This window comes from Bacillus sp. FSL R7-0672 (assembly GCF_038601465.1).
Lineage (GTDB): Bacteria > Bacillota > Bacilli > Bacillales > Bacillaceae > Bacillus > Bacillus pumilus.
This window is the reverse complement of the sequence record NZ_CP152010.1, coordinates 43,856-67,111: the sequence shown is the minus strand read 5'-3', so window position 1 is coordinate 67,111 and position 23,256 is coordinate 43,856. Positions and strand designations below refer to the sequence as shown.

Below are 23,256 nucleotides of genomic sequence, written 5' to 3'. Positions count from 1 at the left end.
GGCATATTCCCCGTTTTGTTTCATTCCATATAAAAAACGCCGACAAAATCAAATGATTTCATCGGCATTCTTTCGTTTCATCAAAATGATATAGAATTATTAGACCTAGTGTTCCATTTGACGGGCTAAGAAGCCAGCTGCTGTTTCTGCCGCTTTATGCTCCACTTCCCCCATTGAACGCTCTTTAGAAAATAAGACGACGGCGCCAATCGGATCTCCGTTTGCAACAATAGGTGCAATGGTATAAGCAGATACGTCATCATCAATACCATCGACAAGTTGAATTTCTTTTTTGCTTTCTTCTAATACAGAATTACGCTGGTCCATTGTTCGTTCAAGTAAATCACTGATGGATTTGTTTAAGTACTCTTTTTTCGAACTGCCGGATACAGCAATATACGTATCTCGATCACAAATCAGGATGGAATGACCCAAACTGTCGAATAATGCATCAGCATATTCCTTCGCAAAGTCTCCTAGCTCACTAATCGGCGAATATTTCTTCAAAATGACTTCTCCATCGCGGTCGACGAAAATCTCAAGCGGATCTCCTTCCCGGATGCGCAATGTTCTGCGAATCTCCTTCGGAATAACCACTCTACCTAGATCATCGATGCGGCGTACAATTCCAGTTGCTTTCATTCACTGCTGCCTCTCTTTCGTTAGATGATGTGTTGGGTGAATGGAGCAAAAGCGTCCACTTTATGCAACATTCACCACTTGACCCTGAGATTAGTATCCGTCACATCAACCGTAATATACACGAGAGACAAACAAATTTTTATGAAGATGGAATGGTTTCTTTTTTCACATCTTGAAGACCTCGAAGCATATTCAGAACAATATCTAGCCATTCTTCCGTCTTCTTGCCTTTCGTTTGGACAGAAATAATTAGCTTGCTGCCTTCCATTCCTAGGCCAATATCACGGCCATATTTACTGCCGAGGGCAAATAATTTTTGACCGTCGATTTCACTGCTTGCTTGCTCTTCAAGGGTGAGTCTGACAATCCCTTTCTCCATCTTGATCAATTCGACACGTTCCTGCACTGCGTATACTTTCATCGTCGCAATTGTGAACAAGTCCGCCACTTCTTGCGGATATTCACCGAATCGGTCGATCATTTCATCTTGAAGCTCTTTTCTCTCTTCAATTGATCCAATCGCTCTGAATTGTTTATACATCTCGATCTTTTGCTTCCCATCCGAAATGTATGTGTCCGGGATGTAAGCATCGATTTGCAGATCGATTTCCGGTTCGAATTTATCTTGAGCCGTTGTATCGCCTCTTCTTTCTTCAATGGCTTCTTTCAGCATTTGAGAATAGAGGTCGAATCCAACAGAATCAATGAATCCATGCTGCTGTGCACCAAGTAAATTTCCTGCTCCTCGAATCGTTAAATCACGCATCGCAATTTTAAATCCTGATCCGAGCTCTGTGAATTCTTTAATAGCTTGAAGTCTCTTCTCTGCTACTTCAGACAGAACTTTATCTTTTCTATACGTGAAATAAGCATATGCGACACGATTCGAGCGTCCTACTCGTCCTCTTAGCTGGTACAGCTGAGAAAGCCCCATTTTATCGGCATCGTGGACGATGAGCGTGTTCACATTTGGAATGTCGACTCCCGTTTCAATGATGGTGGTACTGACCAATACATCTGATTCACCTTCAAGGAAATTGATCATCACTGATTCCAGCTCGTTCTCACTCATTTTCCCATGTGCATAGCTGACTTTCGCATCTGGAACTAGCATGGAGATTTCATCTGCTTTGCGTTCAATATCCTCGACACGGTTGTACAGGAAGTACACTTGACCACCGCGTGCTAGTTCTCGCTCAATCGCTTCTCTGACTAAAGCGCCATTGTACTCGACCACATAGGTTTGAACAGGGAAACGGTTTTCAGGCGGTGTTTCAATAACCGATAAATCCCGTACGCCAAGCATAGACATATGCAGCGTACGCGGAATTGGCGTAGCCGTTAATGTCAGTACATCGATATTGGCTTTCATCTGTTTAATTTTCTCTTTATGGGTCACACCAAAACGCTGCTCTTCATCAATAATCAACAGACCTAAGTCCTTATAGACAATATCTTTAGAAAGCAAACGATGTGTACCGATAACCATATCTATCGTTCCATTTTTCAACCCTTTTAACGTTTCGGTTGTTTCTTTTCTTGTACGGAAACGGCTCAGCTGAGCAATTTTGACCGGATAGTCTTGGAATCGGTCCATAATCGTGTCAAAATGCTGCTGCGCTAAGATGGTTGTTGGCACAAGCAGAGCAACCTGCTTCCCGTCAGCAATCGCTTTGAAGGCGGCTCGAATCGCCACTTCTGTTTTTCCGTATCCCACATCTCCACAAAGCAGGCGGTCCATTGGACGCTCCCGCTCCATGTCTTGTTTGATTTCATGAATCGAACGGATTTGATCATCTGTTTCCTGGTAAGGGAACGCTGATTCAAACTGGCGCTGCATCTCATGATCAGGTGAGAAGGCATACCCTTTGCTTGCCTCACGTTCTGCATACAGCTTAATGAGATCATCTGCAATGTCCTGAACAGAAGTTTCTACTTTTTTCTTCACGCGTTTCCAGTCACTACCGCCTAGTTTGTACAGCTTTGGTTCTTTACCTTCTGATCCAACATACTTCTGTACCTGATCAATTTGTTCAACCGGTACATAAAGCTTGTCGCTTCCTTGATAATGAATATTTAAATAATCTTTATGAATGCCGCCGATTTCAAGCGTTTCAATTCCTAAATACTTACCGATCCCGTGGTTAATGTGCACCACATAATCGCCGACTTGAAGCTCTGAATAGCTCTTAATTCGCTCTGCATTGGTCAGCTTTTGCTTACGTGCCTGCTTCTTCACACGTTTCTTGAAGAGCTCGCCTTCTGTGATCACGGCAATTTTTGATAACGGCAGTTCAAAGCCTGTTTGCAGCTCACCTTGTAAAATATACACCTGTCCGCTTACAAGCTCTGCGTCCGGCTTGGCAAGAGCAGCTTCAATGTCATAATCATGTAAGACAGAAGACAGTTTGTCTGTCCGTTCTTCATCCGCACCTAAGAAGACAACTGTGTATTGTTGTTTTTTGTAGCGTTCAATTTCACTCGCAAGCACATTCATCTGCCCGTGGAAATTCTGCATTTGCTTACTAGATACATTGACGATATTTTGCGGATTTGTCTGCTGGACATGTCTCAGGAACAAGGAGTAGTACAGAATCGACCGCGATTGCTGATTGATTAGTTGTTGGAACGGGAAAGAAAGGGATAAATCATGAAGAATATTGCCTTCTTCAAGCAGGCTAATTGTCCAATCCACTTCTTCCTGCTCAAGCTGTTCTTCCATCTCCTGAATCCTGCTAATTTCATCTAAAATAATAATCGTATCCTGTGATGTGTAATCTAGCAAACTAGCAGGTTTTTCATAGAAATAGGACAGGTACTTCGTCATTTCCTGTGTCACGATACCTTCTAGCAGCTTCTCTCGATCAGCAGAAATATGTTGATGCAGCAATTCTTTTTGCTGGTCCGAGTTGAATTTCTTTAAGCTCTTCGCAAGTCCTTGATCAAGCTGTTCAATGGCTCTCACTCGTTCAGGCCCTCTCACAATCAGCTCTTTTGCGGGACCGATTTTAATTTCTTGAAGTGTTTCTAATGAACGCTGTGTATCCGAGTGGAACGTTCGAATTGAGTCTACTTCTGTATCAAACAGCTCAATACGAATTGGATGATCTTCCGTTAACGAATAAATATCAATGATTCCTCCGCGCACACTAAAATCTCCGGGCGCAGCAACCATCGACGTCCGGTCATAACCGATTTGTACAAGCTGTTTTGAAAACGCCTCCAAATCAATTTCTTCACCAAGCTTTAAATGGATCTGACTCTCCTTCCAGAGCTCAACTGGCGGAAGCATTCGACGCACCGCAGCAGCCGGGGTGACGATAATGGGGTTTTCTCCATTCGCCAGCCGGTTCAGAACATCTAGACGCTGTGCTCTGAGCTCAGGGCTCGCAACGGCAATTTCTGAAGCAATGAGTTCATTCACAGGATAAAGAAGGACCGAGCGATCTGACAGCACACTGGCAAGATCATCTGTTACCTTCTGCGCTTGATACAAGTTGTGAGTCACAATAAACATCGGCCGCTTAAGTTCGTCTGATATAGCGGCTGTAAATAAAGATCTGACGGAGCCTGATAGTCCGGCGAGCAGCTGTGCTTTTAACCCTTCCTTTAGCCCATTAAAAATGGACTGAAAATCATCACTTTGTTTGATAAATGATTGTATATTTTTCATTTGGCTCCTCCTCCCTGCTTGTTTAAAACAGAAAAACGCTTTGGTCTATTATCTACACCAAAGCTTTTTATTGAATAAAGGTATGATACTGATGGTAATCAGGATTTCTTTCGAGCGCCTCTTGGCAATCCTCACAAATGGTTTGTACATGTAAATCACCATTTTCCCTATAAGAAATCATATCGTTTCTTTCCTCATTTGTTAAGTGATGAAATCCAAGTGCTTCACTTTGAACAGCGGATTCATCTAGACTGCCAACCTTTACACCACAGTGCCGGCAGTAATAATGCAAAGCCATACGTGATCCTCCCATGCTGAGATTTTATGATCAGTATGTGCTTTGCTTATCATTCTTATACCTTTTTGTTAAAATCATTCATCACTTCCAAAAATGGCTTAGTTAAAGCCGCCTCACAAGCTTCGACAGACGCCTGAATGGCTGATGCAATGTCAGGCTGCTCCTCTTCTGAAAAGCGTCCTAGCACGTAATCGACGACCTTCATGCCATTTTGAGGGCGTCCAATGCCGATACGGAATCGATCAAACTCAGGTGACCCTAAATGCTGAATCAACGATTTGATTCCATTATGCCCGCCAGCACTTCCTTTTGTACGCAAACGAATCCGGCCAGTTGGCAAATCAAGATCATCATAGATGACTTTCAAATGTTCAAGAGGAATATCATAGTAATCCATTAGCGGACGCACGCATTCTCCTGATAAGTTCATATATGTAAGCGGCTTTACAAGTAGAACCTTTTGCCCTGAAACAAACCCTGTTCCAAACAGTCCATGGAATTTTGATTGATTTAAAGGGATGTCCCATTTTTTCGATAATTCATCTATTGTCATAAACCCGACGTTATGTCTTGTTTTTTCATATTCTTTTCCTGGATTACCTAATCCAACAAATGCAATCATGAAACCAATAACCTCCTTTGTCACAAAGCACACGCCTAAAAAATGAGCCAATTGGATTGCCTCATGTAAAAACGTATGAATTCTTTTCATTCTAGCACAAAAGACGCAACCGCGGGAGGGTTACGTCTCTAAATGCCCAGTTATTCTCCATCGTTATCCTTTTCTTTAATGGCCTCAGGTTCTTTTGGTTCCTCTGCGCTATCTGGTTCAGGAACCTCTGATTGCTGAGGTGGTAAAATGGATGCCACGACTTCTTCTGGATCGTTATTCACTTGATATGATGACTGAACAGACAAATCAGCGACTGTTAGGACATCATTCACTTCTAAGCTTGTAATATCTGCTTCAATATGCTGAGGGATATCTTTTGGTTTCGCTGTAATGGATAGTTCAAATAGTGGCTGCTGAAGCACACCGCCATCTTTAACTCCTTTAGATTCGCCAATCAGCTGTACAGGTACATCTGCTTCAATTTCACGCTGTAAGTCGACTACTTGGAAATCTGCATGGACAAGCTCATTTTTCAGCGGATCTGTTTGTAATTCTGTGACCATCACGGATTTTGTTTCACCGTTCACGTCTAATGTGATGATTGTATTCTTCCCTTCATCACGTAAGGTCTTTAATAAATCGATGCTGTCTAGTGAAACAGCCAGGTTGTCTGTATTTTTTCCGTATATGACACCAGGAACGTGTCCTGAATGACGGATTTTTTGCAGTGTGGAACGTTTGAAATCAGTTCTTTTATTTGCTTTTAAAGTTGCCATATTCAGCACCATCCTATTTCATTTTTGTCACTACTCTCATAATTACCCATAACCGAATCATTTTAAACTTATTTGCTGTGAATGATGATAGCAAAAAGACCCCAAGCGGATGCCTAGGGCCTTTTTTAATCAGAAAATTAACTGAAAAGGTAGCTCACAGATTCTTCTTCATGTACACGGATGATGGCTTCTGCAAGCAAAGGCCCAACTGAAAGTGGAATGAATTTTCCAACTTTCTTGTCATCTGTTAAGTGAATACTGTTTGTCACAACTAATTCTTTAATTTTAGAATTTGTGATACGTTCTACTGCTGGTCCAGACAATACTGGGTGAGTACAGCAAGCATATACTTCAGCCGCTCCATTTTCCACAAGTGCATTTGCAGCAAGTGTAATGGTACCAGCTGTATCAATGATATCATCGATGAGAATCGCCGTTTTGCCTTCAATGTTACCAATGATGTTCATCACTTCAGCAACGTTTGGCTTTGGACGACGTTTGTCGATAATTGCGATTGGCGCTTTCAGGCGATCTGCCATTTTACGCGCACGTGTTACACCACCGTGGTCAGGAGACACAACGACGATATCATTCAAGTTTTTCTGTTCGAAATAGTTTGTTAAGATTGGCACAGCCATTAAGTTATCGATTGGAATATCAAAGAAACCTTGGATTTGCGGCGCATGAAGATCAAGTGCAATGACACGTGTAGCACCCGCTGTTTCAAGTAAGTTCGCAAAAAGCTTCGCAGTGATTGGCTCACGAGGTTTTGCCTTACGATCTTGACGTGCATATCCGTAATAAGGGATCACAATATTGACCGTTTTCGCAGAAGCGCGTTTTAGTGCATCTACCATAATGAGCAGCTCCATGATGTGCTCATTCACTGGCGCACTAGTGGATTGAATGACATAACAATCACAGCCACGAATACTTTCTTCAATATTGATTTGGACTTCACCGTCACTAAAGCGTTTAACAGAGCTCTTTCCTACATCAACTCCGATACGATCGGCAATTTCTTTCGCAAGTTCAGGGTTTGAATTCAAAGAGAATATCTTTAAATTCGCATCAGCATAACGATTAGACATGGTAAACCTCCGGGTATTTGGATTATTTTTTATGAATATTTTTCACATAATCTTCTTTATTGACTTGTCTTGCTCTAGCAATAGACAATGCATCCTGCGGTACATCTTCTGTAACCGTTGAACCAGCTGCAACATATGCCCCTTTTCCGACAGTGACTGGTGCCACGAGATTAGAATTACAGCCAATAAAAGCGCCATCTTCAATCTTCGTTAAGAATTTGTTCTTCCCATCATAATTGACTGTAATAGAGCCACAGCCAAGGTTTACATCAGTTCCGACCTCTGCATCTCCAATATAGCTTAGATGAGATGCTTTGCTGCGGTCACCGATAACCGTTTTCTTGATTTCGACAAAATTCCCGATCTTCACTTCATCGCCAATTTTCGACAACGGGCGAATATGAGCAAACGGCCCAATTGTCACATCGACTCCAACCTCACTATCGCAGACGACAGATTGCTTAATCACTGTGCGGTCTCCGACGATGCTGTCAACAATTTCAGTGTTTGGTCCAATAGTGGCGTCTGCACCGATTTTCACATTCCCTTTGATGACCGTCCCAGGATAAATCATTGTATCTTCACCGATAACCGCATCAGGTGAAATATACGTGTTCTCAGGATCAATCAAGGTCACACCATTCTTCATATGCTGATGATTAATACGTCGCTTCATGAATTGCTCTGCTTGTGATAGAGCGATACGATCATTGACTCCAAGTGTTTCTTCAAAATGCGGTGTTTGATATGCAGCTACTGTTTGCCCTTCATTCTTTAAGATTTCAATGACGTCTGGCAAATAGTATTCGCCCTGTGCATTTTCATTCGACACTTGCTCAATCACACGGAAGAGATCTTCATTTGAAAAACAATAAGTCCCTGTATTAATTTCATTCACTTGACGTTCCGCATCATTCGCATCTTTATGCTCCACAATTTTCACGACAGCACCGGTTTCGTCACGAATAATACGACCATAACCTGTCGGGTCATCCGCATGTGCTGTTAAAATAGTGACTTTCGCTTGATGTTTTTGATGCTCGCTCAACATAGCTTCCATTGTCTCCGCTGTCAATAATGGCGTATCACCACAAATGACAATGGTTGTTCCCTTTTCCTGCGCAAGGAACGACTTTGCTTGTTTGACGGCATGTGCTGTTCCCAGCTGTTCTTCTTGAAGTGCATACTCACTTCTGTCTCCAAGCTGCTCTTTAACGTTCTCTGCTCCATGACCGACAATCGTCACTAGCTTGGCTAAAGAAAGCTTTAACGCTTCATCTGCCACATGCTCGACCATTGGCTTTCCGCAAACTGGATGAAGTACTTTGTATAGCTTTGACTTCATTCTCGTTCCTTTTCCCGCTGCTAAAATCACTGCGAACCGCTTATCCATTGATTGGCCTCCAATATCCCTATTATCCATAGAAAAATATATCCTAAATAAGGACTGATTTCAAGGATACATGAGGAAGTACAATATTTTTCTAACGGATGAAACATATAAGACACATGAAAGACACATGAGGAAAAACGCAAAAAAGACAGCATTTAAAAGAAAACATTCCATTTTCTCTTAAAGCTGTCTTTTTGGTTTTACTTATGGTTAAGAAGCTCCAGCTTCTTCATATTCAATTGTTTCTTCCTCTTCGCCTAAGCGATGATATTCATTTAATACAGCATCTTGGATTTTCCCCCGAGTACCTGAATTAATTGGATGTGCAATATCGCGAAACTCTCCATCAGGCGTGCGTTTGCTAGGCATTGCAACAAACAACCCATTGTTTCCATCAATCACACGAATATCATGAACAACAAATTCGTGGTCCAGCGTGATGGATGCAATCGCCCTCATGCGACCATCGGTATTCACGCGGCGTAATCTTACGTCAGTAACTTCCACAGTAGTTCACCACCTTTTCCCAATATAAAAGCATTACTTAGGTATTCAACGATTGTGGTGATTCTCCTGCTCTTTTTTTAAACTTTTTTTGAAATATCGGGATATTTATACATTTTTTGTCATTTTAGTGACGACGCTTACATTCTTTGCGTGAAAAAAAGACATCATAATGATGTCTTTTCCTGCATATGATGAAACCAAACGGCTTTCGTTAAGATTGCCTGTTTACTTTACTAATGCAATCACTTCAATTTCTACGAGTGCATCCTTAGGAAGTCTTGCTACTTCCACACAAGAACGGGCTGGCTTATGTGTATGGAAATACTCACCGTACACTTCATTTACTTCTGCGAATTGTTCCATATCCTTGATAAAAACTGTTGCTTTCACAACTGTCTCAAAGGAAGCACCTGCTGCTTCAAGTACGGCCTTAAGATTACGGAACACTTGATGAGTTTGTTCTTTAATATCTCCATTTACAAAGTCTCCAGCTGCTGTTAATGGAATCTGCCCGGAGCTGCAAAACATGTTATTGACAATAATCCCTTGAGAGTAAGGTCCAATGGCTGCTGGTGCATGTTTGGTTTGAACAACTTTTGTCATATCAATCTCTCCCATTCAACTACATGTTTATCAACGCTTAAGCTTTCGAATGAAAAAACTCGTGGAAATTGCCTTCATTGATCTCAATGATCTTCTGCTTCATATCAATGGTTGAAAGCTTTAAAAGCGATACATATTCATCAACGAGACGTTCATCTACGCCTTCATCTTCTAAAAGAACACCGATCCCTGCAACATTTGCATTAAATTCCTCAAGCAAATTCACCATGCCGTTAATGGTTCCGCCCGCTTTCATAAAGTCATCAATGATCAGGACATTGGATCCTTTATCTAAGCTTCGCTTTGCAAGTGACATGGTTTGAATTCGATTAGACGAACCTGACGCGTAGTTAATACTTACAGTTGATCCCTCAGTTACTTTATTATCTTTTCTAACGATCACAACCGGCACATTTAAATAACCAGCAACAGAATAGGCAATAGGGATACCCTTTGTCGCAACAGTCATGACGACATCAATCGCACGGTCTGCAAAGATGGTCGCAAATAGCTTACCGATTTTCGCAAGGATTGATGGATTCCCTAAAACATCGGTTAAATATAAATAACCGCCAGGAAGTACACGTTCAGGAGTCGATAGAGCTTCTCCGATATCGTTTACCACGTCGTCTGCTTCTTTTAGGTGAATCTTCGGAATATATTTCACTCCGCCAGCAGCACCAGGTACAGTAAGCAATGTGCCTATTCCCTGCTGTTCGAAGGTCTGTTTGATAATCGTTAAGTCTTCACTAATGGAGGACTTCGCAGATTGATATCTTTCTGCAAAAAAAGTTAACGGTACTAGTGCGTGCGGGTGGGCTAACAAATAATTTGTTAAGTCCACCAATCTGCCGCTTCGACGAAACTTCATGAACTTACCCCCAGAACCCGAATAATTTATGATAAATATAACTTAATATACGGATTTAATCAAGGGCATTTTGTTCGCCGATCATGCGGACAGCGTATACTTGATCACAAAATCCTCTCAGTCCGTTATATATTCTTTGTACCTTCGATTCATATTGAATCAAACCAAATACTGTAGGGCCGCTTCCACTCATTAAAACAGCGTCAGCACCGAAACGCTTCATCTGCCTTTTGATCATATCTACTTCTGGATACATCTTTAATGTCACAGACTCTAGAACGTTTCCGAGTGAGCCGCACATCTCTTTATAATCTTTCGCTTCAATCGCTTCAATCATACGCTTTACATTCGGGTGTTCTACTTTGCTTGCGTCATATTGTCTATAGACTTCTGCTGTAGATACCCCAATCACCGGCTTCGCTAAAATCACCCAGCAATGCGGCGGTGCCGCAATATGCTTCAGCTTTTCTCCACGTCCTGTCGCTAGTGCTGTGCCTCCGTGTACACAAAAGGACACATCTGAGCCGATCTCCGCTCCAAGCTCAGCTAGTTCATCTAACGTGAGGTTTAACTTCCACAAACGATTTAAGCCGCGAAGTGCTGCTGCTGCATCACTGCTGCCTCCAGCTAACCCTGCTGCGACTGGAATTGTTTTTGTGATGACAATGGATACACCTTTTTGAATACCGAACCTTGTTTTAAGTAATTTAGCCGCCTGATAAGCCAAATTACGCTGATCATCAGGCACGAATCGATTATGAGATGATACACGAATTTCATCCTTGTCCAGCTCCGTCAGCTCTAGTCGATCTGCAAGGTCTATTGTTGTCATCACCATCTCCACTTCGTGATATCCATCCGGTCTTTTTCCATGAACATCAAGTGAGAGATTAATTTTCGCCGGTGCTTTTTCTAAAATACGCAAACATTTCACCTACTTCTCCATCTAAACATAAGTATCAATATTGTATCACATTTGATGGATCTGATGAATATAGGCTTTTACGCCGAGCACACTGACTTTTTCATCAAAAAAAGCCAGAGACACCCGAGGTATCCCTGACCGTTTTTCTATCATTGATTCTCATCCTGAGCCATGTGCTGTTGAGCTAATTCAATGGCACGTTTGACCATATTACCTGCGTCACGCGCACGAATCTCTCCCCAGCCTCCATTTTTGACGGTATCATAAAATCCAAGATCCTTCGCCAGCTCGTATTTGAACTCATCTGACATAATGCCTCGGCGTCTACCCAAACGAAACAGCCCCTTTAGTCGAGAATTCGAATCAGTGCCACTGCTTGTGTGGCTTTCTTATTTTGTATCGAATCCTTTCTTTTACCCCTTTCAAAAAATGGACAGACTCCCATTCAGAAAAAAAGGCAAAACAAAAAGCAGTAAACAAAAAGTTCACTGCCCATTAATAGGCGACTGAGCTAGCGGTATCATCGAACGTTAATTCGACCGTCTCAGTCAGTATATCTGCATAACTATAAGAAACTCTTTCAAACGAATTCTCATCTTGATCTAATTGAATCACAAATACAGAAGGGTACGTTTCAGCTAAAATGCCCGAACGCTCAATTGTTTTACGGCGGCCCCCGTTAGCCTTTAACGTCAAACGTTTACCTAAGTTACCATCAAGCGATCTTTTGATGTCGGACAAAGTCTTCGCCATTGCATCCACCTCACTGAGATAATTATACAACAACGGCCCGTTTTTGTCAAATAAAAATTAAATTATATCAACGAACACGAGCCATTGTCAACAAAATAATTTTGACAAACTTCTACCTTTTCTTCTCCCTATTTTTCTCAATTTCCGGTGAATTATGTATCCTTTTGCAATTTCTTTTTGAACATAAAAAAAACCAGACTGAAATCAGTCGGGTTATGTCGATTCATGATCTCTTTTATAAGGCATACCTACCCTTAGAACACCCTTCGTCTCGATGCCTCCGAGCCCTTTTTCTCTTGTTAATGTATTTCGGAGCACATCCCACACGTTGATTCGATCGACAAATGGAGTGAAGCTGATCTTCGCAACGATATAGACGGGGTCGAGCGCATGAATATTCACACGTGAAGGCGAGCTCGCAAAATTGGCACCTGCTTGGATCAATGATTCAAAATGAGATTGACAGGCACCAGCAAAGATCACAAGCTGATCTAAATGAGGGATTTTCCGTCTGGCTTTTTGAACCGTTTCAACGAAATGCCGAGAATGACGATAGGCACTGATATCATGTACGCCGCCCTTTTGCTTGGAATACGCATCATGTCCTGTGATAACCAATATATCTGGTCGATATTGATCAATTAACGAGTCAATCATGCTTGGCATTTTCTTCTCATGGCAATGCACCCCATACACAGGTACACCAATTCGTTCATATACATCTAAGCATTTCTTTAAGTATGAAGCATCTCCATCTAAATGAAGGACCTTTCCAGGCATGTGAAAATACTGCTCCTGATGCTGATATTGTCCAGAAGTATAATACTCTTGTTTTTCCCGCAGCAGCTGATAATCCTGTCTTAGTAAGTCGAGCGATTCATTGATTTTTCGTTCGTCATTTTTCTCTCTAGTCAGCTGTTCCTCTTTTTGAACCTTGACGAGATCTGACAACTTGGCATCAGCAATCAGCCTCACTTCATTCCCATGCAATATGGCGGTGGCTTCGTGCTGATCGGTCTCATCAATTCGAATGATTCGAAACAAAATATCCATTTGATAGGATGCCCTTGTCACCATATCTCCTATTTGAAATTGCATGCTTTTCACTCCACAATCAGGCTCATATCCTGTTGGTATCGTCTTGCGCTAAATATGTTCGTCTTTCATGGTGCTGTTCTTTCTAACCTATGCCCGAACAAACGAAGTGGTGAAAAACAAAAGAAAAAAGCCCTTAAGACAGGGCTTTTTGTAAAACATTCGACAAACGGGCAAATTCCTCAATGGATAATGACTCGCCGCGGCGCTTTCCATCAATGTCTGCTATTTGAAGTGCTTCTTCAATGATCGCTTTATGTTGCTTTCCATCAGGTAAGTTGTTCATGAGATTATTCATCAATGTTTTTCGGCGCTGACCAAAGCTCGCACGGATCAATTGAAAGAAAAATTCATTATTTTCTACTGAGACAGCAGGCGTTTCACGAACAGTTAGCTTGATCACAGCCGAATCGACATTTGGCTGTGGAACGAAAACCGTTTTAGGCACAACCATCACCGTTTTCGCTTCCGTATAGTATTGAACTGCGATAGACAGCGAATTGTATTCCTTTGATGAAGGGACAGCGGCCATACGATCTGCTACTTCTTTTTGCAGCATAACCACAATCCCTTTCAATGGAAGGTTTTCTTCAAGCAGTTTCATAATAATCGGTGTCGTCACGTAATATGGAAGGTTGGCAACAACCATCACTTCTTTACAGTCAGCAAAATTTTCCTCGATGACCTTCCTCACATCCGCCTTTAATACGTCTTGATGAATGATCGTAACATTATCATATGGAGAAAGCGTATCGTTTAAAATGGGCAATAAACGCTGATCGATTTCAAAAGCGGTGACTTTCTTTGCACGCTTAGCGAGCTGCTCGGTCAATGCACCGATACCAGGCCCAATCTCAATCACGCCGGTCTCATCCGTCACCTCTGCGTGATCGACAATACGATCGAGTATATTTGTATCAATTAAAAAGTTCTGCCCTAAGCTCTTTTTAAAAGAGAAACCGTATTTCTTCAGTATTTCCTTCGTTCTGATGGGTGTCGCTATATCTTTATTCATCGGCTTCCTCCTGCATGACGGTCTTTAAGGCCGCAATAAAATCATGTTTGGTTATTTGGAACATGTGAAGGCGCTTATGCAGCTGCTTCGCATTGGTATATCCTATATTTAATAGCACACCTAGTCGTTCTCGGCGGCGTTTCGATGATTCGCCTCCAATTAGGCCTGCGTCAAATAAGTCATCTAATGTAATGTCACTTTCCGTTACTTCCATTTCCTCATGGACATGGGCAAGGCATTCCCGAATACTGTCCAAGGAAGCATGCTCGACACCAATTCCTTTGTCCCGTTTCGCCTTCGCAAGATGTTTTGGCAAAAATGCGTGCTTACAGCCAGGAACCGCTTCTGCGATGGTTTTCCGGATCTTCTCCCCAGGGAAATCAGGATCAGTTAAAATAATGACCCCTCTCGTCTCCTGAGCAAGACGCACTTGTTGAATAACTGTATCGCCAATGGCTGATCCGTTTGTTTCGATCGTATCTGCATCAACTGCCATCTTCACTCTCGCAGTGTCGTCACGACCTTCCACCACAATGATTTCTTTGATTTTCATGTATTCCTCCGCTTGCAAAAACAATAAACAATTTTTGGTTAAAAAACGAAACCTTTTATGCTGTTTTTGCGTCTAATTAATTAGAAAACAGTGCTTCTATTATAACCAAAAAAACAGAGGGTGCGCAAAGCCCTCTGTTCATATAAATGATTTGATGTGTTTATTTGAGTACTCTAATTTTCACTCGTTTATTTCCCCATTGATAAGCTGCCGACTTATTTGGGACGAACACATCAATTTTATTCCCTTTTATAGCAGATCCAGTGTCTGATGCAACGGCATATCCATAGCCTTCCACATACACTTTAGAGCCTAGCGGAATGACACTCGGATCAACTGCTATGACCTTTGCACCTGGATTTGATTTTAAATTATAGCCTGTTGACGTTCTGCCCGTACATCCAGCACAGCTCGCTGTATAGGCTGTCGACGCCACATAAAATTCTTTTCCTGACGATTCATTGCTTCTTGAAACGGCAGGTGTCGCTTTAGGCTCTTTTTGGGACTCTTGTGTACCAATGGCCACTAAACGATCCTTGCTATCTTTTTCAGTCACTTCTTTAATCAATTCTTTAGACACCACTTTGCCGTTTTCTTTCACAATGGCATAGTGCTTCTTCAATTTACCTTCTTCACCTTTTTTAAGCACCTTCTCTTTTCCTTTTTCAAGAGAACGATCCTTTTTATGTTTGGTATCAAAAGCAATTTTCTCTTCCACTACATCGGTGACTTTTTCCACCCGAGTGATCTGGATATCTGCGCTTTTTTTAGAAATATGACTATGTAACGCAGGTTTGATCTTATCGTGCTTCTTGAGCTTCAGCTCTTGTTGCTTTAAAAAGTCAGCGACCGTAGTCGAAGTGGTCCACACTTTTTTCTCTTTTCCTCCATCATTTACGCTGACCTGAAAGGCCTGCTCAACCACAAGATCCATATCCTTTTTAATCTTGTCATTCTTTCCTGGAGTTACTTGATCGTGCTTCCCAATATCTATCTTCTCATTCTTCAATAATGCTCCTACCGTCTGATCTGTTGTCCATATCGTTTTCTCTTTCCCATCTAGGGTCAGATGAACCGGTATAGCCGCATCATACACAATGTTCATGTTGTCTTCAATCTTTGTATTTAGACTTGGAGAGATATGATCCTCCACCTTGGTCTTTATTCCAAGGTCTGAAAGCAGCTGTGCTACTGTCTCTTCATGTGTACGAATTGTCTTCTCTTTACCATTGATTGAAATGGTAATAGACTGCTTAGTGAGCTCATGCGCACCGTAAGCCGTCCCAGTTCCAGCTAAAAGCAAGCAAACAACTAGTAATAAAACCTTGCCTTTTCCTAGCTTAACAGAAAACAGATTTTTCATTTTTTGTACGATGAAAAACGCCTCCTTCTCCTCGGAGAGATTATATAGAGTATCTCAAAACCTGTCAACCCTTCCACCCACTGTACAAAAATGCTCGATTGTACCCCTATTATGGGAGTTTAATGGAAGGAAGGGAAGAAAGACTTATCGACAACTTATCCTATGAAGAGGCGTAAACGTGTAGAACATTTTCGTTATGTTTCACAAATGGACAAGCTTAAACAAGGATTGACATCATATACTGTCAGTTTATACCGAAAACTTTTTTCGCATTTTTTGTGGTCACTTCAGCAAGCTCTTCAAAGCTTATATCTCGTAACTCTGCAATCTGTTCTGCGATATATTTCACATAACTCGGCTCGTTGCGTTTTCCTCTAAATGGCGCTGGCGTTAAGTATGGGCAGTCTGTTTCAATTAAAAGCCGGTCACTTGGTATGTCCTTGACAACTTCCTTCGGTTTTTTGGCATTTTTAAATGTCACGGGTCCACCGAATGAAATATAAAAGTTCATATCCATACACGCTTTTGCGATTTCTAGGCTGCCAGTAAAGCAATGCATAATCCCTCCAACTTCAGCCGCTCCCTCTTCCTTTAAGATCGTCACGACATCTTCCGTTGCGTCACGATTATGAATAATAATTGGAAGATTCACTTCTTTCGCAAGAGCAATTTGACGTTTAAAGACTTCTTTTTGCACATCTTTTGGCGACTTGTCCCAATAGTAATCCAGACCCATTTCTCCAATCGCAACGACTTTTTCATGTTGAGATAATTCTTTGATCCACAGCAAATCCTCATCTGTCATATCGATGGCGTCAACTGGGTGCCAGCCAATGGCTGCATAGATGAAATCATACTCTTCAATTAATTCCATTGCTCTCGTAATTGTCGAGCGGTCAAACCCTACCACCACGATTTTTTCGACTTTTTCACTCTTCGCTCTTTCGATCACCTGCTCTAAGTCTTCATTATATTGTTCCGCATTTAAGTGGGCATGTGTATCAAATAACATCGTTGATTGCTCCTTTCGACAATTCTGCTAAAAAACAAAAGGTGTTCGACGAAATGTTACACGTGGAACACCTTTGTTGATTTATAAAATTTTTGTTCCATTCGCTAGAGATTGATCCACTTCAAGAACCTGCAATTTCCCGCTAGTTTCTCCAGTTAAAATCATTCCCTGGGAAATTTCCCCTCTGAGTTTAACTGGTGTGAGATTCGCTACACAGACGAGCTTTTTCCCTACTAATTCCTCAGGTTGATAATGCTTGGCTATCCCTGAAACAATTTGTCTCTTTTCAAATCCAAAATCAAGCTGCAGCTTTAAGAGACGATCTGCTTTTTTCACTGGGGCTGCTTCCAGTACCTGTGCGACTCGAAGATCAACTTTTGAGAAATCATCAAAAGCAATTTCTGTTCCTAGCTCAGGTAATTCTGTTTCTTCTATTTCTACTTTCTCTTCTTCTACCTTTGGTGCACTTCCCTGCATTTTCTCTTTAATATATGCTACTTCTTCTTCAACCTCTAAACGCGGGAACAAAGGCTCGCCTTTTTGTACCGTCGCTTGTTGAATCGCACCGAAAGATAGAATGCTATCCCAGCTTTTAAGTTTCTCTTCTTCAATGCCAAGCTGGAAGAAAATTTTCTCAGGTGTTTTCGTTAGGAATGGCGTTAAGAGCACTGCTGTGATGCGCAATGATTCTGCTAAATGATACATGACAGAATGCAGCTCTTTTCGTTTTGTTTCATCCTTTGCCAGCACCCAAGGAGCTGTCTGGTCAATATATTTATTGGTTCTGCTGATTAATGTCCAAACATTTGAAAGAGCCACCGAGAATTCAAGATTTTCCATCGCTTCTTCATAGGCTTTGACTGTTTGCTCAGCTACTGCTTTAAGTTCCTCATCAAACTCATTAACTGGACCCTTATAGCTGCTTAATGTCCCGTCAAAATATTTTTGCACCATCGCAACTGTACGGTTAAGCAAGTTACCTAAATCATTGGCAAGATCATAGTTTACACGTTCCACGAATCCTTCTGGTGTAAACACACCATCCGCACCAAATGGTACTTCACGAAGGAGGTAATAACGAAGGGCATCAAGACCGTAGCGATCAATTAATGTGACCGGATCTACTACGTTCCCTTTTGATTTAGACATCTTACCATCTTTCATCAGCAGCCAGCCGTGTGCGAAAATTTGTTTCGGCAGCGGCAGATCGAGTGCCATCAGCATAATTGGCCAATAAATCGTATGGAAACGAACAATTTCTTTCCCTACGAGATGCACGTTGGCAGGCCAATATTTTTTATATTTTTCATCCTGATCAGTTCCGTAACCAATCGCAGTTAAATAGTTGAACAACGCATCAATCCATACATAGATGACGTGCTTTGGATTGTTTGGAACTTTAATTCCCCAGTCAAAGGTTGTTCTTGATACAGCTAGATCCTCTAAACCTGGTTTGATGAAGTTATTGATCATTTCATTCTTTCTTGATTCAGGCTGAATGAACGTTGGATTCTTTTCGTAATAGTCTAGTAAACGATCCGCATACTTACTCATACGGAAGAAATATGATTCCTCTTTAATTAATTCGACAGGATGTCCGCTGTCAGGGCTTTTCCCGCCAGTGACTTCTCCTTTTTCATTCCGCTCAACATCCACAAGCTGTGTTTCCGTATAGAATGTCTCATCAGGAATACTGTACCAGCCTTCATATTGATCTAAATAAATATCACCTTGATCAAGTAGCTTTTGAAACACTTGCTCAATGATTTTCGTGTGTCTTTTTTCTGTTGTACGGATGAAATCATCATTGGAAATGTCGAGTTTCTTCCATAGTGATTGAATGTCTGCTACGACCGGATCTAAATACTCGATCGGTGTGATGTTTTGTTCTTCAGCTTTTTGCTGAATTTTTTGTCCGTGCTCATCTGTACCCGTTAAATACATCACATCATAGCCTTGAAGACGTTTATAACGAGCCATAGCATCCCCTGCTACTGTCGTATAAGCATGTCCAATATGTAATTTTCCGCTCGGATAGTAAATAGGTGTTGTCAGATAGAACGTTTTTTTCTTTTCCGGCATGTTGGAACCTCCTGCGTGTGTGTAAAAGTCAAAAACTCCCGCCCAATGGACGAGAGCGGTTATCATCATTACATGAAAATGTGTTAGATCCATTTATTAAATTTTGCACTTGTGCTTTCTCTATGATACCATCTTAGCCTTTAAGATCAAGCATATATACATAGAACAAGATGAAATGATCGAAAAAGATGAGTTTTTCAAAAAAACGACAAACCCGTCGACATTTTGTCGAATATTGTCGTATGAAATCTATCTCCAGATTTACAATTGTCTAATTTAGGGCAAAAGTCTTGTTAATCTGAACTCGTTATTTCTCATATTTTCATAGAAAAAACCCGCAAAATCCTTATAAATCAGTAGTTTCAAGGTCTTTTGACTTTAAGAGTCATATTTTACAAACAATAGTAAACAAAATGATTGACGATTTATGGAAACCTTGTTATGCTATGAATGTAAGGAATTTGTCGAATAATGACGAAGATAATATTATATTAAGAATAAGAACTCTTTGGGAGGAGAATGAAGATGAAATCTACAGGTATTGTACGTAAAGTTGACGAATTAGGGCGCGTGGTGATTCCAATCGAACTTCGCCGTACTCTAGGAATCGCTGAAAAAGACGCTTTGGAAATTTATGTTGATGATGAAAAAATTATCCTAAAAAAATATAAACCAAACATGACTTGCCAAGTTACAGGTGAAGTATCAGACGATAACCTTAAACTTGCTAATGGTAAATTAGTTCTTAGTCGTGAAGGTGCAGAGCAAATCATTAACGAAATCCAAAACCAACTTCAATCACAAAAATAAGTTTGATATAAAAAAGGTTCTTGCACCGTTTGCAAGAACCTTTCTTTATTGTTCAATATGATAGGCATCATATATGTTGCGCTTTGGTACACCACGTTCGACGGCTGTACGTTTAATGGCTTCCTTCGACGTTAATCCTTCTTCTATGTAATGGATCACGTGTTCTTTTTCTGATAAGGACTTCCACCAGGCTTCTTCATTTAGCTCTTCTTCATCTTGATCGTTACCTTGTACGACAAGACAGAATTCACCTCGGATTTGATTCTCTACCGCCCATGTCAGCACAGACTCTAAATCTCCACGAATAAACTCTTCAAATTTTTTCGTTAGTTCTCTCGTAATGGCGATATTCCGGTTGCCCCACACTTCCTTCATCAAAGTCAGCGTTTCTTTTAACCGATGAGGCGCTTCATAGAAAATGATTGTTTCTTGACGCTTCTTCAAAGCTTCGAGCTGTTTTTTCTTTTCCTTTTTTTGTCGGTCAAGAAATCCATAAAAGAAAAATGGCTGCGGCGTGATCCCTGAGGCAATGAGTGCTGTAAGTGCAGCATTTGCTCCAGGTAACGGAACGACATAACCGCCGATATTAGTAAAGTCACTGACCACTTCAGCACCTGGATCAGAGATCGTCGGTAAACCAGCATCACTCACGAGTGCGATGTTTTTTCCTTCTTTTAACCATTCGATCAACTTGTGGCCGCTGCTGTCTTTGTTATGCTCATGATAACTCGTTAATGGCGTATCAATTTCATAGACATGACAAAGTTTTTTCGTTTGTCTTGTATCCTCTGCGGCAATATAGTCTACATCTTTTAATGTTTGGATGGCTCGAAACGTCATATCTTCTAAATTGCCAATTGGGGTTGGGACGAGATATAGAATGCCCATATCTGATTGACCATCAAAGCTTTTCTGTGTTTTCATGTGCCGCCTCCTTTTCAATACGCATTTCTTCTATATAAAGATCTTTCTTTTTCCGTGTCCACGTTTTAAAACGATATTCTTGCTGCATGGCTTCTCTTTTGGTTGCAAAACATTCATGATAATACAGCTCAACCGGCCGTCTTGCTCTTGTATACTTTGCTCCCTTTCCACTATTGTGGGTCGTCAGTCTTTTTTGTAAATCATTTGTATAACCTGCATATAGGCTGCCGTCTGCACATTTCAATACATAGAAAAAATGATTATGCTTCTCCATACAGTATCGTCCTGATTTCCTCTGTATACTCTTGATCATCTCCATAAACAAAAAGAGGCGGGAGAATTTTCAGATCTGGTTTTCCATCTTTTATTCCCTCTACTAAGATGGTATTGGCTTCCTTACCCTGTTTGGGATAAACAAATTGAATTCGTTTCGGCTCAATTCGGTACTTCTTCATCAATTCCACAATCTCAAGTAGCCGGCCAGGCCGATGAACCATCGCCAGTTTCCCTCCTTGCTTCAGCAGCGTGGAAGAAACGCGAATGACATCTTCTAATGTACAATGGATTTCATGCCGAGCAATGGCCAAGTATTCATTCTCATTGATTTCTTCCTTAGAAGGTGTCTTAAAATATGGCGGATTACATGTGATGACATCTACTTTGTGATTGCCGTAGCGTGCTGGCATATCATTCAGATCTCCATAAATCAGTTCTATCTGCTTTTCAAGTTGATTATACGCCACACTTCTTTTTGCCATATCAAACAGCCGTTCTTGAATTTCGACCCCAGTAATGGAAGCCTTAGATCGAGTCGAAAGCAGCAATGGCACAATGCCATTTCCTGTACAAAGATCAATGATCTCTCCTTTTTGAATGGGCACATACGCAAATTTTGCTAATAAGACTGCGTCCAATGAAAAGGCGAAAACCGTTTTACTTTGAATAATCTTCATATCTTCGGCGAGCAAATAATCTAATCGTTCATCTTCTCTTAACGAAACCATGATGTATCCTTTCTTTTCCTGTGAAAAAGGCTTCCGATTCAGCGGAAGCCTTTTCTCATTTTTTATTTAAAAATGACAGACAGAACAAACAGTCTCCCTCTTTACGTATGCTCCCATAATGTACATTGCAAATATGGAAGCCCTCCTGATATAACCGAGCCAGGTTATCATGACCTTCTCCTATATCAGAATGACCTGGTTTCTGAGCAGAATCATTCTCTGTCTCAGACGATTTGTCCCGATCGGACTGATCCAGACGTTCACGCAAGTGCTGATTCTCCATCTGCAGCTGATGATTTTCTTCAATCACTTCACCGATATGATTTTTCAAATCACCTAACTGGCGATAAAGAGAACCGATTTGTTCTTCTAAATTGATTACCGTATCAAATAGTTCCTTTTTATCCAAGGTGGCACACCTCGTTACTCAGTTGTTTGTGCAGATACAACGCCTTCTTGTAATAATTCTTCCCAAGTATATTCTACCACTTTTTCTTGCCCGGTTAATTCAACTTGCAAAATTCGTTCTAAAATGTTGAGCCCTACTACCTTTGCAGAGCCACTAGATGTTTGAATCGTTTCACCGATATCCGGCAATTGTTCTTTCGCTGTTTCATACTCATCATTCTCATATTTCAAGCAGCACATCAAACGACCGCAAAGCCCTGAAATTTTTGTGGGATTTAGCGACAAGTTTTGATCTTTTGCCATCTTAATGGATACTGGTTCAAAGTCTCCTAAGAATGTCGAACAGCAAAGCATTCGCCCGCAAGGTCCTATGCCACCCAGCATTTTTGCCTCATCTCTTACACCAATCTGGCGAAGTTCAATTCTCGTTTTGAAGATCGATGCAAGATCCTTCACTAGCTCGCGGAAATCTACTCTGCCATCCGCTGTGAAGTAGAAGATGACCTTGTTTCGGTCAAATGTAAATTCAACATCAACCAGCTTCATTTCAAGCCCATGTTCACTTACCTTCTGAAGACATGTATCAAAGGCTGTCATCGCTGCCTCTTTGTTTTCCTCAACGATGAGCCGGTCTCGTTCATCTGCTACACGAATCACCTTACGCAGAGGAAGAACGACATCGTGTTCATCTACTTTTTTATTAGCGATGACCACTTGTCCGTACTCAACACCTCTGACCGTCTCTACAATGACACAACTATCATTTTCTATATGAAATCCATTAGGATCGAAATAATAGATTTTGCCCGCTTTTTTAAAGCGAACACCAATTACGTTGTACAAGC

Annotated in this window: 25 protein-coding genes; 1 reads left to right on the top strand and 24 read right to left on the bottom strand. The window is 41.2% G+C overall.

The window, feature by feature from the left end; all coding sequences use genetic code 11:
- Positions 1 to 105: 105 nt before the first annotated feature.
- The 19 genes from spoVT to metG all read right to left on the bottom strand — a co-directional run bounded on the left by spoVT (position 106) and on the right by metG (position 19,265).
- The gene (gene spoVT / locus MKY18_RS00350) at positions 106 to 642 is read right to left on the bottom strand and encodes a stage V sporulation protein T (RefSeq protein ID WP_003217990.1); all 537 of its coding nucleotides are present in this window, start codon (positions 640 to 642) and stop codon (positions 106 to 108) included.
- Between the two features lie 139 nt (positions 643 to 781).
- A complete protein-coding gene (gene mfd / locus MKY18_RS00345) occupies positions 782 to 4,315 on the bottom strand; it encodes a transcription-repair coupling factor (RefSeq protein ID WP_113768767.1) in 3,534 nt (1,177 codons plus the stop codon).
- A gap of 67 nt (positions 4,316 to 4,382) precedes the next feature.
- Positions 4,383 to 4,613, bottom strand: coding sequence for an anti-sigma-F factor Fin family protein (locus MKY18_RS00340; RefSeq protein ID WP_003217967.1), 231 nt, complete (start codon positions 4,611 to 4,613; stop codon positions 4,383 to 4,385).
- 55 nt (positions 4,614 to 4,668) lie between these two features.
- On the bottom strand, positions 4,669 to 5,235 hold the full coding sequence (gene pth, locus MKY18_RS00335) for an aminoacyl-tRNA hydrolase (protein WP_065097674.1): 567 nt from the start codon (positions 5,233 to 5,235) through the stop codon (positions 4,669 to 4,671).
- Between the two features lie 140 nt (positions 5,236 to 5,375).
- The gene (locus tag MKY18_RS00330; RefSeq protein WP_283924090.1) at positions 5,376 to 6,002 is read right to left on the bottom strand and encodes a 50S ribosomal protein L25/general stress protein Ctc; all 627 of its coding nucleotides are present in this window, start codon (positions 6,000 to 6,002) and stop codon (positions 5,376 to 5,378) included.
- Between the two features lie 137 nt (positions 6,003 to 6,139).
- Positions 6,140 to 7,093, bottom strand: coding sequence for a ribose-phosphate diphosphokinase (locus tag MKY18_RS00325; RefSeq protein WP_003217907.1), 954 nt, complete (start codon positions 7,091 to 7,093; stop codon positions 6,140 to 6,142).
- Positions 7,094 to 7,115: 22 nt separating this feature from the next.
- On the bottom strand, positions 7,116 to 8,486 hold the full coding sequence (gene glmU, locus MKY18_RS00320) for a bifunctional UDP-N-acetylglucosamine diphosphorylase/glucosamine-1-phosphate N-acetyltransferase GlmU (protein WP_106067698.1): 1,371 nt from the start codon (positions 8,484 to 8,486) through the stop codon (positions 7,116 to 7,118).
- Positions 8,487 to 8,696: 210 nt separating this feature from the next.
- Complete coding sequence (gene spoVG / locus MKY18_RS00315; RefSeq protein WP_034324487.1) at positions 8,697 to 8,993, bottom strand: septation regulator SpoVG; 297 nt, start codon at positions 8,991 to 8,993, stop codon at positions 8,697 to 8,699.
- Positions 8,994 to 9,218: 225 nt separating this feature from the next.
- Complete coding sequence (gene ridA / locus MKY18_RS00310) at positions 9,219 to 9,596, bottom strand: 2-iminobutanoate/2-iminopropanoate deaminase (RefSeq protein WP_342497659.1); 378 nt, start codon at positions 9,594 to 9,596, stop codon at positions 9,219 to 9,221.
- Between the two features lie 37 nt (positions 9,597 to 9,633).
- Complete coding sequence (gene purR / locus MKY18_RS00305) at positions 9,634 to 10,467, bottom strand: pur operon repressor (RefSeq protein ID WP_113768769.1); 834 nt, start codon at positions 10,465 to 10,467, stop codon at positions 9,634 to 9,636.
- A gap of 55 nt (positions 10,468 to 10,522) precedes the next feature.
- A complete protein-coding gene (gene ispE / locus MKY18_RS00300; RefSeq protein ID WP_044140396.1) occupies positions 10,523 to 11,392 on the bottom strand; it encodes a 4-(cytidine 5'-diphospho)-2-C-methyl-D-erythritol kinase in 870 nt (289 codons plus the stop codon).
- Positions 11,393 to 11,541: 149 nt separating this feature from the next.
- Positions 11,542 to 11,724 carry a small, acid-soluble spore protein, alpha/beta type gene (locus MKY18_RS00295; protein WP_065097662.1) on the bottom strand — a complete coding sequence of 61 codons (183 nt, stop codon included), beginning with the start codon at positions 11,722 to 11,724 and terminating at the stop codon, positions 11,542 to 11,544.
- 163 nt (positions 11,725 to 11,887) lie between these two features.
- The gene (locus MKY18_RS00290; protein ID WP_003217979.1) at positions 11,888 to 12,145 is read right to left on the bottom strand and encodes a Veg family protein; all 258 of its coding nucleotides are present in this window, start codon (positions 12,143 to 12,145) and stop codon (positions 11,888 to 11,890) included.
- Positions 12,146 to 12,358: 213 nt separating this feature from the next.
- Entirely contained in the window at positions 12,359 to 13,243 is an 885-nt protein-coding gene (gene yabG / locus MKY18_RS00285) for a sporulation peptidase YabG (protein WP_034620903.1), read from the bottom strand.
- Between the two features lie 133 nt (positions 13,244 to 13,376).
- Positions 13,377 to 14,255: a 16S rRNA (adenine(1518)-N(6)/adenine(1519)-N(6))-dimethyltransferase RsmA gene (rsmA, locus tag MKY18_RS00280; RefSeq protein WP_044140395.1), complete on the bottom strand. Its 879-nt coding sequence runs from the start codon at positions 14,253 to 14,255 to the stop codon at positions 13,377 to 13,379.
- Positions 14,248 to 14,808 carry a ribonuclease M5 gene (gene rnmV, locus MKY18_RS00275; RefSeq protein ID WP_012008650.1) on the bottom strand — a complete coding sequence of 187 codons (561 nt, stop codon included), beginning with the start codon at positions 14,806 to 14,808 and terminating at the stop codon, positions 14,248 to 14,250. Before rnmV ends, rsmA begins: the two co-directional genes overlap by 8 nt.
- Before the next feature lie 160 nt (positions 14,809 to 14,968).
- Positions 14,969 to 16,171, bottom strand: a complete 1,203-nt coding sequence (locus tag MKY18_RS00270; RefSeq protein ID WP_106066824.1) for a G5 and 3D domain-containing protein — start codon at positions 16,169 to 16,171, stop codon at positions 14,969 to 14,971.
- A gap of 244 nt (positions 16,172 to 16,415) precedes the next feature.
- Positions 16,416 to 17,183, bottom strand: a complete 768-nt coding sequence (locus MKY18_RS00265; protein ID WP_003217927.1) for a TatD family hydrolase — start codon at positions 17,181 to 17,183, stop codon at positions 16,416 to 16,418.
- A gap of 81 nt (positions 17,184 to 17,264) precedes the next feature.
- The gene (gene metG, locus MKY18_RS00260; protein ID WP_003217934.1) at positions 17,265 to 19,265 is read right to left on the bottom strand and encodes a methionine--tRNA ligase; all 2,001 of its coding nucleotides are present in this window, start codon (positions 19,263 to 19,265) and stop codon (positions 17,265 to 17,267) included.
- Between the two features lie 519 nt (positions 19,266 to 19,784).
- On the opposite strand from metG, the gene MKY18_RS00255 reads away from it, so the two are divergent.
- Positions 19,785 to 20,075 (top strand): AbrB/MazE/SpoVT family DNA-binding domain-containing protein, encoded by a 291-nt coding sequence (locus MKY18_RS00255; RefSeq protein WP_087975202.1) that lies wholly within the window; start codon positions 19,785 to 19,787, stop codon positions 20,073 to 20,075.
- A 45-nt stretch (positions 20,076 to 20,120) separates the two neighbouring features.
- Here MKY18_RS00255 and rsmI read toward each other — a convergent pair whose 3' ends face one another.
- From rsmI to MKY18_RS00230, 5 genes are read right to left on the bottom strand one after another with little or no spacing between them, the layout of a single operon-like run.
- A complete protein-coding gene (gene rsmI, locus MKY18_RS00250; protein WP_065097667.1) occupies positions 20,121 to 20,999 on the bottom strand; it encodes a 16S rRNA (cytidine(1402)-2'-O)-methyltransferase in 879 nt (292 codons plus the stop codon).
- On the bottom strand, positions 20,977 to 21,273 hold the full coding sequence (locus tag MKY18_RS00245; protein WP_106067701.1) for a GIY-YIG nuclease family protein: 297 nt from the start codon (positions 21,271 to 21,273) through the stop codon (positions 20,977 to 20,979). Before MKY18_RS00245 ends, rsmI begins: the two co-directional genes overlap by 23 nt.
- On the bottom strand, positions 21,260 to 22,003 hold the full coding sequence (locus MKY18_RS00240) for a tRNA1(Val) (adenine(37)-N6)-methyltransferase (RefSeq protein ID WP_113768773.1): 744 nt from the start codon (positions 22,001 to 22,003) through the stop codon (positions 21,260 to 21,262). The genes MKY18_RS00245 and MKY18_RS00240 overlap by 14 nt, the downstream gene beginning before the upstream one ends.
- 55 nt (positions 22,004 to 22,058) lie before the next feature.
- Complete coding sequence (gene yabA / locus MKY18_RS00235) at positions 22,059 to 22,412, bottom strand: DNA replication initiation control protein YabA (RefSeq protein ID WP_003217957.1); 354 nt, start codon at positions 22,410 to 22,412, stop codon at positions 22,059 to 22,061.
- A 14-nt stretch (positions 22,413 to 22,426) separates the two neighbouring features.
- The gene (locus MKY18_RS00230) at positions 22,427 to 23,254 is read right to left on the bottom strand and encodes a stage 0 sporulation family protein (RefSeq protein WP_003217932.1); all 828 of its coding nucleotides are present in this window, start codon (positions 23,252 to 23,254) and stop codon (positions 22,427 to 22,429) included.
- Between the last annotated feature and the right edge of the window lie 2 nt (positions 23,255 to 23,256).